The sequence below is a fragment of the uncultured Apibacter sp. genome (genome assembly GCF_946479295.1).
In the GTDB taxonomy this organism is placed as follows: domain Bacteria; phylum Bacteroidota; class Bacteroidia; order Flavobacteriales; family Weeksellaceae; genus Apibacter.
This window is the reverse complement of record NZ_CAMLFD010000001.1, coordinates 229,458-244,246: the sequence shown is the minus strand read 5'-3', so window position 1 is coordinate 244,246 and position 14,789 is coordinate 229,458. Positions and strand designations below refer to the sequence as shown.

Annotated in this window: 13 protein-coding genes; 8 read left to right on the top strand and 5 right to left on the bottom strand. The window is 31.2% G+C overall.

Annotated elements, in window-relative coordinates; translation table 11 throughout:
- Positions 1-73: 73 nt before the first annotated feature.
- The 4 genes from cdd to pdhA all read right to left on the bottom strand — a co-directional run bounded on the left by cdd (position 74) and on the right by pdhA (position 3,846).
- The gene (cdd, locus tag Q0T35_RS01195) at positions 74-550 is read right to left on the bottom strand and encodes a cytidine deaminase (protein ID WP_295840552.1); all 477 of its coding nucleotides are present in this window, start codon (positions 548-550) and stop codon (positions 74-76) included.
- A gap of 111 nt (positions 551-661) precedes the next feature.
- A complete protein-coding gene (locus Q0T35_RS01190) occupies positions 662-1,093 on the bottom strand; it encodes a nucleoside-diphosphate kinase (RefSeq protein ID WP_293916669.1) in 432 nt (143 codons plus the stop codon).
- 94 nt (positions 1,094-1,187) lie between these two features.
- Positions 1,188-2,819 carry a 2-oxo acid dehydrogenase subunit E2 gene (locus Q0T35_RS01185; protein WP_293916671.1) on the bottom strand — a complete coding sequence of 544 codons (1,632 nt, stop codon included), beginning with the start codon at positions 2,817-2,819 and terminating at the stop codon, positions 1,188-1,190.
- 22 nt (positions 2,820-2,841) lie between these two features.
- Complete coding sequence (gene pdhA / locus Q0T35_RS01180; protein WP_295840550.1) at positions 2,842-3,846, bottom strand: pyruvate dehydrogenase (acetyl-transferring) E1 component subunit alpha; 1,005 nt, start codon at positions 3,844-3,846, stop codon at positions 2,842-2,844.
- Between the two features lie 420 nt (positions 3,847-4,266).
- Here pdhA and Q0T35_RS01175 point away from each other — a divergent pair, with 420 nt between their 5' ends.
- From Q0T35_RS01175 to Q0T35_RS01140, 8 genes are all read left to right on the top strand, one after another.
- Positions 4,267-4,878 carry a TetR/AcrR family transcriptional regulator gene (locus Q0T35_RS01175; RefSeq protein WP_295840547.1) on the top strand — a complete coding sequence of 204 codons (612 nt, stop codon included), beginning with the start codon at positions 4,267-4,269 and terminating at the stop codon, positions 4,876-4,878.
- 10 nt (positions 4,879-4,888) lie between these two features.
- Positions 4,889-6,154: a TolC family protein gene (locus Q0T35_RS01170; RefSeq protein ID WP_295840545.1), complete on the top strand. Its 1,266-nt coding sequence runs from the start codon at positions 4,889-4,891 to the stop codon at positions 6,152-6,154.
- 4 nt (positions 6,155-6,158) lie between these two features.
- Positions 6,159-7,058: an HlyD family efflux transporter periplasmic adaptor subunit gene (locus Q0T35_RS01165; RefSeq protein WP_295840542.1), complete on the top strand. Its 900-nt coding sequence runs from the start codon at positions 6,159-6,161 to the stop codon at positions 7,056-7,058.
- 62 nt (positions 7,059-7,120) lie between these two features.
- Positions 7,121-8,032, top strand: a complete 912-nt coding sequence (locus Q0T35_RS01160) for an ABC transporter ATP-binding protein (protein ID WP_293916680.1) — start codon at positions 7,121-7,123, stop codon at positions 8,030-8,032.
- Positions 8,001-8,732, top strand: a complete 732-nt coding sequence (locus Q0T35_RS01155; protein ID WP_293916682.1) for an ABC transporter ATP-binding protein — start codon at positions 8,001-8,003, stop codon at positions 8,730-8,732. The genes Q0T35_RS01160 and Q0T35_RS01155 overlap by 32 nt, the downstream gene beginning before the upstream one ends.
- A 36-nt stretch (positions 8,733-8,768) precedes the next feature.
- Entirely contained in the window at positions 8,769-9,875 is a 1,107-nt protein-coding gene (locus Q0T35_RS01150) for an ABC transporter permease (protein ID WP_293916684.1), read from the top strand.
- The gene (locus Q0T35_RS01145) at positions 9,872-10,972 is read left to right on the top strand and encodes an ABC transporter permease (protein ID WP_293916686.1); all 1,101 of its coding nucleotides are present in this window, start codon (positions 9,872-9,874) and stop codon (positions 10,970-10,972) included. Before Q0T35_RS01150 ends, Q0T35_RS01145 begins: the two co-directional genes overlap by 4 nt.
- 128 nt (positions 10,973-11,100) lie before the next feature.
- The gene (locus Q0T35_RS01140) at positions 11,101-12,975 is read left to right on the top strand and encodes a thioesterase family protein (RefSeq protein WP_293916688.1); all 1,875 of its coding nucleotides are present in this window, start codon (positions 11,101-11,103) and stop codon (positions 12,973-12,975) included.
- A 408-nt stretch (positions 12,976-13,383) separates the two neighbouring features.
- Here the strand turns inward: Q0T35_RS01140 and Q0T35_RS01135 are convergent, their stop codons facing one another.
- A complete protein-coding gene (locus Q0T35_RS01135; RefSeq protein WP_295840539.1) occupies positions 13,384-14,781 on the bottom strand; it encodes a cation:dicarboxylase symporter family transporter in 1,398 nt (465 codons plus the stop codon).
- Positions 14,782-14,789 lie beyond the last annotated feature (8 nt).

The window sequence follows — 14,789 nt, the reverse complement described above, 5'->3', positions numbered from 1 at the left end:
ATCGAGAATTGAAGGAATAAAATAAATTTTATTTTTTTACTAAATATTTTATAAGTGTTAAAAATTATATAATTTACAATGAGTTTTCATCGAAAAAAAAAGGAAGAAAATCTGCGCATTGGAAAAATTTTATTACTTTACCCTTCATACCAGTAAAAAGAAATTCAATAGGTTTTTTTTGTCTGTTTTCATATTCTAACAATACTTGTCTACAGGCTCCACAGGGTGATATGGGAATCGAATTTGTATCATCTTTTCCTGCTACTACAGCCATTCTTACTATTTTAGAAGAAGGATAATTGGCAATAGTATAAAAAATTGCTGTTCTTTCCGCACACAAGCCACTTGGATATGCTGCATTTTCTTGGTTATTTCCGGTTAATATTATTCCGTTATCCAGTAGTATTGCAGCTCCGACTTTAAATTTAGAATAGTTGGCATAGGCAAAATTTCTTGCCTCTTTAGCCTTGTTAACTAAAAGAAGATCATCTTTAGATAATTCATTCCAAGTAGAATATTCTTCATATTTTACCTTCATTTCTTTTATCATCTCAGTATTTATTGTGTGCACCTAAGTTACTAATAATTTATAACAAGGTTCTAAAGAATTAGAAAATATGATATAATTTATATAAATTCAAAAATATAAGTGATAGTATTTTTATAAGAAAGAATAAATTTCTTTCTCTGCAAAATGAAAGTGAGCTTCGATAATTGCATTTTCATCGCTATCAGAACCATGAATAGCATTTCGTTGCATGCTTTCTGCATATTTTTTTCGAAGTGTACCTTCTTCAGCTTTTTCAGGATTGGTAGCACCTAGTAACCTTCTAAAATCTTCAACAGCATTTTCCTTTTTTAAAATGGCAGCAACAATAGGTCCGGAAGTCATAAAACTTACTAAATCATCAAAAAAAGGCTTATCTTGATGTATTGAATAAAATTTTTCAGCTTCCGTTTTAGTAAGAGAAGTAAGTTTAAGTGCCGTTATAATAAATCCGGCATCAGTGATATCTTTTAAAATTGTGCTCGTTAAGCCTTTTGAAATAGCATCGGGCTTTATCATCGTAAAAGTATAATTAGATATTGACATAGTGCTTGTAAATAAGTTAGGTATAGGTCAATAAAGGTAAAAAAAAACACTCAATTCATAAAAGAACTGAGTGTTTTTTTATATTTTAATATCATTATGCCAATAAGGATACTGGATTTTCAAGATACAATTTAAGTGTTTGTAAAAATTGCGCTCCCGTAGCACCATCTACTACTCGATGGTCACATGCTAATGATATTTGCATTACATTACCTACTACAATTTGACCGTTTTTAACTACTGGTTTTTGAATAATAGCTCCAACGGATAAAATACAAGAGTTCGGTTGATTTATAATCGAATTGAAAGATTCTACTCCGAACATTCCAAGATTGGAAATTGTGAAAGTAGATCCATCCATTTCATTAGCTTTTAATTTTTTATCTCTAGCTCTTCCGGCTAAATCTTTAACTGCAGATGATATTTGAGTTAGAGATAAGTAATCTGTATTTTTAATTACCGGAACAACTAATCCGTCTTCAACAGCAACAGCAACACCTATATTAATATTTCCACGATGGATGATTTTTGTATCAGACCATGTACTATTAATTTGTGGATGTTTTCTTAAAGATATAGCAACAGCTTTAATCACAATGTCGTTAAAAGAGACTTTGGTATCAGGAAGACTGTTAATAGCTTTTCTTGCTTCTATTGCATTATCCATGTTGATCTCAAATACAAGGTTGTAATGAGGGGCTGTAAATAGGCTATGACTAAGGCTTTTAGCAATAGCATTTCTCATGGATGAATTGGGGGTTTCACTATCCACACCTGGTGTTATTTGCGGAACTACCGTTGACGGTTTGGATGAAGAAGATGTAGCAGGACTTACATTAGTATTAGCAGATGGAACAAAATTTTCAACGTCTTTTCGAATAATTCTTCCATTATCTCCACTTCCTTTTACCTGCTCCAAACTTATTCCTTTTTCATTTGCTATTTTTTTTGCTAGAGGAGAAGCGAATATTTTACCATTAGATGAAATCGTATTAGTTTCAGAAGATGCTTTTTTCTCATTATTGGCAACCACAGCAGATTCAGCAGATGTCGGTTTCGGAGCTGAAGCAGAGGCTGAACCACCTCCAGCAATAATACCGCTAACGTCGGTCCCTGCAGGACCCACAATAGCTAATAAAGATTCAATAGGGGCAGAGTCACCTTCTTTTACTCCTTGATATAGTAAAACACCTCCGTTTCCATCATATTCAAAATCCTGAACTGCTTTGTCTGTTTCTATTTCTGCAATGATGTCTCCTTCTTTTATACTATCTCCAACGTTTACGTTCCATTTAGAAACTTTACCTTCTGTCATAGTATCACTAAGTCTTGGAACTTTAATGATTTCCACGTCTTTAGGAATTTCTACTGAAGCGGAAGATGAAGGGGTTGGATTAGTATTGGTAGTTTCACTAGCTATAGTAGATTCGGAATTTGAAGTATTAGTATTTGCAGCTCCTCCGATTAATGAGCTAATGTCCTCTCCAGCTTTCCCAACGATAGCTAATAACGATTCTACCGGTGCTGCATCACCTTCTTTTACTCCTTGGTATAGGAGAATACCATCATCACCGTCATAATCAAAATCCTGAACCGCTTTATCTGTTTCTATTTCTGCTAAGATATCTCCTTCTTTTACAGGATCTCCTACATTAAGATTCCATTTTGATACTTTACCCTCAGTCATAGTATCACTTAGACGGGGCATTTTTATAACTTCAGCCATAATTTGGTTTTGATTCGTGTTTTTATTGGTTTTCTAATTTATCTAAAAAAGGATAATTTGGTTCTGAATAGATATATTTATATAATACGTCATCATTTGCATAAGGAGCATCTTCTGCAAACTTACCTACTTCGTTCATTTCATCCTTAATTCTTTTATCTATTTGGTCTAATTCTTCCATGCTAGCCCAATTATTAGACAAGATTTTATGTTTAACAAGAAGAATAGGATCTTCTTTTTTGTGCTCTTCAACTTCTTCTTTTGTTCTATAAGGTTCTGCATCAGACATGGAGTGTCCTCTAAAACGATAAGTTCTTGCTTCAAGGAAAGTAGGACCGTCACCTCTTCTAGCCCTTTCTATAGCTTCAAATGCTGCTTCAGCAACGGTTTCAGGGTTCATTCCATCTACCGGAGCGCAAGGCATTTCATATCCTAAACCTAATTGATAAATATCTAAATTGTTGGTGGTTCTTTCAACTGAAGTACCCATTGCGTATTGGTTGTTTTCACAAACAAATACAACTGGTAATTTCCAGTTCATAGCCATATTGAAAGTTTCATGTAGGGTGCCTTGTCTTACTGCACCGTCACCCATGTAGCAAATAGTTACTCCATCACGTTCAAAGTACTTGTCGGCAAAAGCTATACCGGCACCTAATGGAATATGACCACCTACTATTCCGTGACCACCATACACATTGTGTTCACGACTAAATAGGTGCATAGATCCACCCAAACCCTGAGAGGAACCAGTGGCTTTACCGCATAATTCTGACATAGCTACTTTAGGATCTAATCCCATAGCTAATGCGTGAGCATGACAACGATAAGAGGTAATGATCTTGTCTTTTGCGATATCCATTGCATGTGTAAAACCTGCTGCAATAGCTTCCTGACCATTATATAAATGCAAAAAACCTCTGATTTTATCTTTTAAATATAGAGAACGAGCTTTGTCTTCAAATCTTCTCCACATAGTCATATCCTCAAACCACTTGAGGTATACTTCTTTACTAAATTCTTTCATCCTTTACAATTTGACATGCAAATTTACATTAAATAGTATGAACTAACAAAATTTAGATTTTATAAGTTTATATTCTTATATCTCTGTTATTTATAGTGAAATTTTATCTAAATCGATGTTTTTTTTCAATAATATATCGATTTGATAATTGAATATAATAATTTATTGTAATAATTATTTATTTTTTTTAATATTCTTATTTTTTTTAATGTTGTTTTATCATTTCAAAATTTGAAATAGGCATATTAAGAACATAAAAAAATAATTTCTATAAATACATCTAGAGAAATGAAAAATAAATTAAACATTTGATTAAATCAAAAAATTAAATATATTTATTTTAAAATTTGTTGGTGGTATAAAAAATGCAATACAATTGCAATAAGTTAATTGATAATTTTGGAAATGAAAAATTAATATATGGTAAAAGATATATCTACAGAGCAAAAAATTAAGGAAGCAGCAAAGCGTGTTTTTATAAAAAAAGGTTTTGGTATGACGCGAACTCGAGATATAGCAAAAGAAGCCAATATAAATCTAGCTCTATTAAATTATTATTATAGAAGTAAAGAAAATTTATTTGAAATAGTAATGAAAGAATGTATCCAAGAAATGTTTTCTTATATAGATAATATTATTAATAATAATGATACAAATTTATCTGAGAAGATTGATGCGGCTGTGTGTAGATATATAGAAGGGCTATCTAAAAATCCTGAATTACCCATTTTTTTGTTTAGTGAGTTACAGGTAAATCCACAATTTCTATACGATAAAATTAAAATTCCAACGGGATTTATAAAAGATAGTTATATGTTTAAACAAATAAATGAACAAATAGCTAAAGAAAAATTAAACTTTACTGCTCTACATTTTTTTATGAATTTGATTTCCCTATCCATTTTTCCAATAATAGGACGTCCAAGTTTGAAATATTTTAATAAAATGGATGAAAAAAAATATGAACATTTCATAGAAGAGCGGAAAATATTAGTACCAATATGGTTAAAATCAATGTTAAAGCTAGAATAATAATGAGTTTATGAAAACAAAAATACACATCTTATTGCAAATATGCTTATTTCCATGTCTATTGTTTTCTCAAATTCAGGAAATAAGTCTTGAGGAATGTCAGAGAAAAGCAAAGGATAATTATCCATTAATACGACAATATGATTTAATATCGTTGGCTAAAGATTATAATTTAGATAACTTGGCTAAGAATTATTTGCCTCAGGTTTCATTGGGAGGGCAGGCTACATATCAGTCCGAAGTAACTAAAATTCCAGTAAAAATTCCGGGAATACATATTCCTGAAATGAATAAGGATCAGTATAAGATAACACTAGACGTATCACAATTAATATGGGATGGCGGAGCTACAAGATCGCAGAGTAAAATTACGCAAGCAAACTCAGATTTCGAAAAACAAAAACTTGAAGTAAACTTATATTCAATAAGAGATAAAATTAACCAATTGTATTTTGGAATTCTTACTATTGATGAGCAATTAAAACAGCTTGATGTATTAACTTCTGATTTACAAACCAATTACGAACTAGTGAGTGCAATGTTGAAAAATGGAGTAGCCATGGTTTCCGATCAGGATTTAATTAGAGTCGAATTATTAAATACCGATCAAAAAAGGATTGAATTAACAACTCTACGAATAGCTTATATAAATATGCTTTCTTTATTTATTCATGAAGAAATAAGTGAAAAGGCAAAGCTTATTCTTCCTGATAACAATATAGATTTTAGCGAAGAAATTAATCGTCCGGAGCTTAAAATGTATGAGAAGCAGAATTTGTTATATGAATCTCAAGAAAGCTCTATTAAAGCTAAAAATATGCCTAAATTTTCACTTTTCGCCCAAGGAGGTTTTGGAAGACCGGGGTTGAATATGCTGAATTCGGATTTTAGGACTTATGCGGTAGGAGGAGTGCGATTAAGTTGGAATTTCGGTAATTTATATACTAAAAAAAATGAATATAGATTGATAAAGAATGAAATGAATTCGTTAGAAACGCAAAAAGAAACCTTTTTATTTAATACAAATGTGCAATTAACGCAAATTCAAAATGAAATAGTTAAATATAAAATGCTTATGGTTAAAGATAAAGAAATTATTCAGCTGAGGAATCGCGTAAAAATAGCAGGAGAAAGTAAATATAAAAATGGTATTTATCAAATGAACGATCTGATACAAGATATCAATGCTGAAAATAAAGCACGTGTAACACAATCTTTACATGAAATGCAATTTTTACAAAGTATCTATAATTATAAATATACACAAGGAAATTAGAAATATGAAACAGTCTATAATATTAGCCATAGGAACATTTATGATTATGTTTTCCTGTAATCGAAATAAATTTGAGCATGATGCATCTGGGACATTCGAATCTACCGAAGTAATTGTTTCATCAGAAGCCAATGGGAAATTGGAATCATTTCAAATTATAGAAGGAGATATATTAACTAAAGGACAATATGTGGGCTATATTGACAGTATTCAGCTGTATTTGAAGAAGAAACAGCTTCTTGCTACAAATAAAGCAATTCAGGTAAAAAAGCCTGATATCTCTGTTCAAGTATCCTCTATTAAAGAGCAAATTGCTAAAGCCGAATTTGAAAGAAGGAGAATCCAAAGATTGTTGGCAGATAATGCGGCAACCCAAAAAGAACTTGATGATGCTAATTCTCAGATTGAAGTTCTTAAAAAATCTTTAAATGCTCAAGTCAATACGCTTTCAACTTCAGTAAACGGACTGGATGAAGAAAGTAATACAAATAATGTTCAAGTATCGCAAATAGAAGATCAATTAAGAAAATGCAAAATCATAAATCCGATTCAGGGAACTGTATTGAATAAATATGTGGAAGAGAAGGAAGTAGTGACTCAAGGAAAAGCACTTTATAAAATCGCAGATACAAAAAATTTGTTTTTACGTGCCTATATAGTTTCTGAACAATTAGAAAAAGTAAAGATTGGTGAAAAGGTAACTGTTTTTATAAATATTAATGAAGATAAACAAAAGTCATATCCGGGAACTATAACATGGATATCCGATAAAGCAGAATTTACTCCGAAAACTATTCAGACAAAAGATGAACGTCAAAATTTGGTGTACGCAGTAAAAATTGCTGTTACCAATACAGATGGACTGATTAAGATTGGTATGTATGGAGATGTGGATTTTAGATAAAATTAATATCAGCTTCAAAATTTAGGGAAGAATAATTACAAAATCTTTTTTAGCAAAAGATAATGAATACTATTTCAATACAAAATATTTCAAAGACTTATACGGGAAAAGTTCCGGTAAAAGCTTTACAAGATATTTCCATCCAAATAAATAAAGGAGAGCTATTTGGTTTGATTGGGCCGGATGGAGCAGGAAAAACGACGCTATTCAGAATATTGACTACCTTATTAGTAGCAGATAGGGGAGAAGCAACAGTGGAGGGATTTGATGTTAAAAAAGATTTTTCAAGAATACGCGAAATTGTTGGCTATATGCCGGGTAAATTTTCTCTGTATCAAGATCTAACTATTGAAGAAAATCTCAATTTTTTTGCTCAGGTTTTTAATACTACTGTAGATGAGAACTATGATTTAATTAAAGATATTTATATTCAAATAGAACCATTTAAGAAAAGAAGAGCAGGTAAACTTTCCGGAGGAATGAAGCAAAAACTTGCTTTATGTTGTGCGTTAATCCATAAGCCTTCAGTTTTATTTTTAGATGAGCCAACTACAGGAGTAGATCCGGTTTCACGTAAAGAATTTTGGGATATGCTGACTCGACTTAAAGAACAAAATATCACGATTATGGTTTCTACACCATATATGGATGAGGCCAGTTTATGTGATAAAATTGCATTAATTCAGGGAGGTAAGATACTTTCTGTAAATACTCCTATACAAATTACTAATGAATATCCTTTTAAGCTATACGCTGTGAGATCAGAGAATAATTATAAGCTTCTTTTGCATTTGCGTAATCAAAAAGAAATTAACAGCTGTTATATATTCGGTGAATATTTACATGTAACGTTCAAAAAAGAAATGACAGAAATAGCCGGTGCTGAAATTAAAGAAATACAGCCGGGAATTGAAGATTGTTTTATTTATTTAATGAAAAAGAATGAAGTCAATAGTAACGAAAGAATTAACTAAAAAATTTGGAGATTTTACAGCGGTTAATCATATCAGTTTTGAAGTTTCTAAAGGTGAAATTTTTGGGTTTTTAGGGGCTAACGGAGCAGGAAAAACAACAGCCATTAAGATGTTGTGCGGTTTGTTGAGTCCTACTTCGGGGGAGGGAAAAGTGGCAGGATATGATATTTATAAAGATGCTGATAAAATAAAGAAGAATATAGGATATATGAGTCAGAAGTTTTCATTATATGAAGATCTTACTATAAAAGAAAATATGCGTGTGTTTGGTGGAATTTACGGTATGAGTTCGAAAGATATAAAGCTAAAAACCGAAGTGTCTTTACGTGAACTTACATTAGAAGCAGAACGAGATACCTTAGTTAAATCGTTGCCTTTAGGAATTAAACAAAAAGTTTCATTCGCAGTATCCACTTTTCATTCACCAGAAATCGTTTTTTTAGATGAGCCTACCGGTGGGGTAGACCCTATAGCCCGAAGGACATTTTGGGAAATGATATATCAGGCTTCTACAAATGGCATAACTATTTTTGTAACTACTCATTATATGGACGAGGCAGAATATTGCAATCGGGTTTCAATTATGGTTAACAGTAAAATAGTGGCTTTGGATACCCCCTCAGGTCTTCGTCAAAAATATCAAGTTGATACGATGGATGAAGTTTTTCAATTACTAGCAAGGGGAGCAAAAAGGGAATAAATAATTGTAATAAAAAGGAATATAATAGTAAAAGGCATGAATCAATTTTTTAGCTTTATAAAAAAAGAAATCTTTCATATTACACGTGATTTCCGAACTATGCTTATGCTTTTAATAATGCCTATAGCTCTACTTATGATTTTTGGCTTTGCGATAACGACTGAAATTAAAAATACTTCTTTTATCGTTTTAGATGATTCTAAAACAATTGAATCAAGGCAATTAATTGAACGATTAAATGCTAGTAAATATTTTGATCTTACCGGCTACCTTAATAAATTAGAAGAGGTAGAACAATTCTTCCGTTTAGGAAAAGCCAAACTGGCCGTAGTAATTCCTCAAGGATTTGATAAAGATTTATATCATCAGGGAGTTAGTGAGGTACAACTTATAGTAGATGCATCTGATCCAAATGAAGCATCTACCGTTGTTAGTTATTTGCAACAAATCATAGGGGACTATCAAAATCAACAAATGAATAAATTAGGTTCAGGATCATATATAATTAAAAGCCAAGTAAAAATGCTATATAATCCTCAGTTGGAAAGTGCATATAATTTTGTGCCTGGAATTATGGGACTGGTACTTATGCTTATTTGTTGTATGATGACCTCTATTTCCATAGTTAAAGAAAAAGAACAAGGCACGATGGAAATATTGCTTGTCTCTCCGGTAAAGCCTATCAGTATTGTGTTAGCTAAAGTGGTTCCTTATTTTATAGTATCTTTAATAGATGTATTTTCTATATTAATCATATCTGTAACAATTTTAGAAGTACCAATTGCCGGAAATTTAGTATTACTAATTTTTTTATGTACAATTTTTATTCTTTCAACTTTATCTCTGGGACTATTGATCTCTTCTATTACGGAAACTCAACAAGCGGCCATGTTAATTTCAGCAATGGGATTGATGCTGCCTACCTTATTACTTTCAGGACTTATTTTTCCGGTAGAAAATATGCCTTTACCGCTTAGAGTTATCTCAACCATTTTACCTGCAACTTGGTTTATAACTGCCGTTAAGGATGTAATGATAAAAGGACTTGGATTTTTTGCTATCTGGAAGGAATGTCTGATTCTTATTGGGATGACCCTTTTTTTGTTGGTAATAAGTGTTAAAATGTTTAAAAACAGGTTATGAGAGCGTTAAAATTTTTATTGGAAAAAGAATTTCTTCAAATATTCAGGAATAAAACTATATTAAGAATGGTGTTATTTATGCCTGTTTTTCAATTACTTATATTGCCTTGGGCGGCTACCTTTGAGCAGAAAAATATATTATTAAGCGTAATAGATAATGATCATAGTACTGCTTCTCGAAAATTGATACAAAAAGTGATCTCCTCCGGATATTTTAAATTAGCAGATTATTCCACTTCCTATTCCGAGGCTTTGAAAATTGTGGAGAGAAATCAGGCAGATTTGATTTTGGAAATTCCTCATGATTTTGAAAATACTTTTATAAGGGAAAAAGCTGCCGAAGTAATGCTATCTGTAAACGCCATAAATGGACAGAAAGCGGGGCTGGGTTCTTCTTACTTAGGACAAATTTTAGCAGCATATAATCTTGATTTGAAAAATCAGTTTCAAAGTTCGGGGAAGATCATTATTAAACCTTATTATATGTATAATATTGAAATGAATTATCGTAATTTTATGGTTCCGGGGATTTTGGTTATGTTGCTTAGTATCATAGGCGGAGCTCTTTCTTCGTTGAATATTGTTAAAGAAAAAGAAGCTGGAACAATTGAACAAATCAATGTTACACCTATTCCAAAGTACATTTTTATAATAGGAAAGTTGATACCTTTTTGGGGAATGGGAATGTTCATACTTACTCTAGGGATGACTATAGCCTGGCTTATTTATGGACTAGTTCCTTCTGGACATATATACATTATATACATTTTTTGCTTTTTTTATCTCATTGCGTTTACAGGATTAGGATTGATCATATCTAATTATTCATCTACGCAACAACAAGCGATGTTTGTATTATTTTTTATTATAATTATATTTTTTCTATTAGGGGGAATATATACCCCTATCAGCAGCATGCCCAGATGGGCACAAATTGTTACCATGTTTAATCCTGTACGTTATTTTATAGAAGTAATAAGATTAGTTTATATGAAAGGAAGTACCTTAGCTGATATATCACATCAATTATTTGTAATAATAATTTTTGCTATTGTATTAAATTCAGTTGCGATATTAAGTTATAAAAAAACAAATTAATTGTATGTACATCTTCTAGTGTATTCTTAAGAATAATGAGAATAGAATAAAATTTTTATGCATTATTTTTGAAAAGTTTATATTTTATAAAGATGAAATTTATAACTTGGGCTTTAAATTGAAAATAAATGAAATCTAGAATTCTAAATACTTTTTTTTGGGGTAATTCAGTTGCTCTTTCGTGGTTGTGGGGATTAGGATTATTTTTTTCCGTACAAGTAACCTATTTATTCGGGTTAACTGGGTTATTTAGTTTTGCTTTTCTTAATTCAATTGGACTATTTTTATTTGGTTACGGAACTCAAAAGATCGCCTGTCGAGATAAAGGACAAGAATCTTTAGAGCGATTTTTTAAAAAATGGTCTAAACCTTTCCGTCTCAGTTTATATCTGTATCAATTATTGGCTCTCACTTTAACAGTATTTGCTACAGTAAAATATTTATTTATACCCTTATTAGTTTCTTATTGGCCGGGATGGGAAAATGAAGGGAATATATTACAAATCTTTTCGCTGTTGCTGGTAGTTTCCCTCGTTATATCTGCTGCATGTTTAATAGGCGAGGAATTTTCAATTAAATCTATAAAATATTGGCATTTATTTGTTGGCTCAATCATACTGGTTATTATTGTTTCTTTACTGGTTTATTTACAGCCTAAAGAGGTCTATAGCTACAGTGCATGGATCAAAGAAGAAACTAGAAAACCGATTTTTTTAGGATACATGGTTGCAATTCTGGTAGGTTTTTTTGTAGGGCCTTGGCTTGATTTACAACAATGGCACCGAGCGATACAAATGAGAAAAGAAGGATGTAATATTTGCAGCGGATACTTTTTCGGTTCCGTTATTTTTTTTCTATTTCTTATTTTTCACGGTTTGTTGGCAAGTTTAGTTTTTAATAGTGAATGGTTTCATTCGGATATGGCATCTGTTGGGTTAGGGGGAATAAGATATGGTCATGAATTAATTGTTGATTATATGATATATTTCCAATCCATACTTCCTGAATGGGTTCCCTTATCGTATTATTTATTTATTATGTTAGCAGTTTTAACAACATTAGATAGTGGCTATGTATCAACCCAATGGTTTCTAAAAGAAATTTCTAAAAATAGTACTAGTCCGGTCTTGTCAATGATTCCCAATGGAATTCCTGGTTCACCTATTCCTACTTATATCTTGGTAGGATTGATAACCATATTTTCTGTGTTAGCTAATGTCGAGCTGGAATATTTTATGGTATTTTATGCGACTTTTTTTGTAGCCTATGCATCCTTGGGTATAGCTAGATGTTTTGTTCCTAATTCACAACATTCGCTTCCACAAGTTAAGCTCTTTTCAATTGGAGCGCTTTCCTTAGTAGTTTTTGCAGGAGGATATTTTATGCAAATGGCATCGCTGATGATTTTAGGATCGATATTACCAATTGTTTATGTTTTTTGGTTAGTTTTAAATACTGATTTATTAAGAGTTGTAAAAGAAAAAGTTGAAGAGGTTATTGATGCAGCATCTGAAATACCTGTATTAAAAAATTTATCTAAAGCTACACAAACGGCAATCAATGGAAAAACGCTGGAGGTAAGCACAGGAAGTCATTTTGAAGATAAATGGTTTGTGCATACATTTATGGCAACCTATTCTGATACAAATTCCGTGGGAAATGTATATTTTGGTGTGTATGCTTTATGGGTAGGAAAGACCAGAGAATTATTTTTTAATTATGTATTGCCTGATTTTAATTTAAAAGATACCACCTTTTTGATATTGACTCGGTCTTTTGAGCATAAATATATTACCGAAACTCGTGAATTTGAGAGGATTAGTGTTAAGATACGTGTTTCAGAATATAATCGTAAGATTGCAACGTTAGAACATCAGGTTTATGATTCTGCAGGAAATTTATTAGGAAAGGGAAAACAACAATTGATATTTGTTTCTCCTAAAGATTATAAATTATTGGATATACCGCCTATAGTTATAAATGCTTTTATGCCTTATATGTAATAAGTAAAACTTTATATAATTGTATGGTAATTATTAGCTATGCAAAAAAATTAATATTTTAGATATCTATTTAAGCTAATATTAATTAAATTTGATTAAAAACAGCTCATGTATTGTTTTTAATTAAATTTTCAAAATGAGAAAATCTCAGAACTAATAATAAAATTTTAAAGGGATTATTTTGATCTACGCTTTATAATTAATTTTTTTAAAACAAGCATAAATTTAAGGTAATATAAAATTGTTTTAAATTTTAAAGAAGCATTAATTACTTTAAGTAGCCTCATAAAAAAATAAGTCCAATGAGAAGAAAAATCAGTTTTTATTCATATAAAAAAACTGATTTTCTTTATTTTATATGTCTAATTGTATTAATATGAATCTGTAAACTAATCAATAATCTAATATTTAGATGTTTTGTATTTTGTTTTCTTCTAAAAGATTTTGTTCTACCGTATTAGGATCAAATTCGCCTTCCCATTTAGCAATAACTACAGAAGCTAAACAATTTCCAATAACATTTACTGTCGCACGAGCCATATCCATTAAAGTATCTATTCCCAATATCATTAATATAGGCCATTCTTGTAAATTGAAAGTGGTTGCTGTGCCCATTAAGATAACTAAAGACGCACGTGGTACTCCGGCAACTCCTTTACTTGTTATTATTAAAGTAAGTACCATAATTAATTGGGTAGTAAAAGATACATGAACACCAGTTGCCTGCGCTACAAATATAATGGCTAAAGACAAATATAATGTAGTTCCATCTAGATTAAAACTATATCCTGTGGGCATTACAAAAGCGATTATTTTTCTTGGAACACCCAACCTTTCCATTGCGATCATTGCTTTGGGTAAGGCAGCTTCGGAACTAGCCGTTGAAAAAGCTAAAAAAGCTACATCTTTAATTTCTTGAATAAATCTTTTAATAGGCAATTTTATAAGTAAAGCTATGGGTAAGAATACGATAAGTATAAATACAATTAAAGCTCCATATAAAGTCAATAAAAGTTTTACAAGAGGTATTAAAGCATCCAATCCCATATGGGAAATGGTATAAGCCATAGCACCAAATACACCGAATGGAGCAAAATACATAATTATGTTGGTAAATTTGAACATAGTATCGGCCAGACTATCTGTGAAATTTACCATAAAGGATCGCTTTTTTTCACTAACCATTGCTAGGGCAATTCCAAAAATAATACTAAAAACTACAATTTGTAAAACCTGTCCTTCAGCTACCGATTTTGCTACATTTTCAGGGAAAATATGTAGAATAATATCTTCCCAACTTTGGGAGGAAGTTTCCGGTAATTTTTCGTGGATAACATCTATTTTCTTCGTGCCAACACCGGCTTGTGTAATATTAATGGCTGCTAAACCTATAAAGAGTGCAAAAGTAGTAACGATTTCAAAGTAAACTAAAGATTTCCAGCCCATTCGTCCTACCTGCTTTAAATCTGAGTGACCTGCTATTCCATGTACAAGAGTTGCAAATATAAGGGGAGCAATGATTGTTTTTATTAATTTTAAAAATATTTTACTTAATATGTCTAATTTTCCGCTGATAGCGGGAAAATCATGTCCTATACAAGCACCTAATATTAGAGCTACAAAAATCCATATCGTTAAATTTCTCTTTTTAAAAGCATAAATAATTATTGAAATGTTAAATAACCAACGACAAGCGAATAATAATGCTTCAGGAATTATTCCAAAAAGATAACCAATCAGATACAGTATACCTGTTAATGTAAATAAGATAAAAGGAAGGGGATTTAAAAAACGTGATATATTCATAAAAATTT

Bases quoted from the DNA above. Each gene is read 5' to 3' on its own strand.
- cdd (WP_295840552.1), bottom strand. From the start codon at position 550: ATGATAAAAGAAATGAAGGTAAAATATGAAGAATATTCTACTTGGAAT.
- Q0T35_RS01190 (WP_293916669.1), bottom strand. From the start codon at position 1,093: ATGTCAATATCTAATTATACTTTTACGATGATAAAGCCCGATGCTATT.
- Q0T35_RS01185 (WP_293916671.1), bottom strand. From the start codon at position 2,819: ATGGCTGAAGTTATAAAAATGCCCCGTCTAAGTGATACTATGACTGAG.
- pdhA (WP_295840550.1), bottom strand. From the start codon at position 3,846: ATGAAAGAATTTAGTAAAGAAGTATACCTCAAGTGGTTTGAGGATATG.
- Q0T35_RS01175 (WP_295840547.1), top strand. From the start codon at position 4,267: ATGGTAAAAGATATATCTACAGAGCAAAAAATTAAGGAAGCAGCAAAG.
- Q0T35_RS01170 (WP_295840545.1), top strand. From the start codon at position 4,889: ATGAAAACAAAAATACACATCTTATTGCAAATATGCTTATTTCCATGT.
- Q0T35_RS01165 (WP_295840542.1), top strand. From the start codon at position 6,159: ATGAAACAGTCTATAATATTAGCCATAGGAACATTTATGATTATGTTT.
- Q0T35_RS01160 (WP_293916680.1), top strand. From the start codon at position 7,121: ATGAATACTATTTCAATACAAAATATTTCAAAGACTTATACGGGAAAA.
- Q0T35_RS01155 (WP_293916682.1), top strand. From the start codon at position 8,001: ATGAAGTCAATAGTAACGAAAGAATTAACTAAAAAATTTGGAGATTTT.
- Q0T35_RS01150 (WP_293916684.1), top strand. From the start codon at position 8,769: ATGAATCAATTTTTTAGCTTTATAAAAAAAGAAATCTTTCATATTACA.
- Q0T35_RS01145 (WP_293916686.1), top strand. From the start codon at position 9,872: ATGAGAGCGTTAAAATTTTTATTGGAAAAAGAATTTCTTCAAATATTC.
- Q0T35_RS01140 (WP_293916688.1), top strand. From the start codon at position 11,101: ATGAAATCTAGAATTCTAAATACTTTTTTTTGGGGTAATTCAGTTGCT.
- Q0T35_RS01135 (WP_295840539.1), bottom strand. From the start codon at position 14,781: ATGAATATATCACGTTTTTTAAATCCCCTTCCTTTTATCTTATTTACA.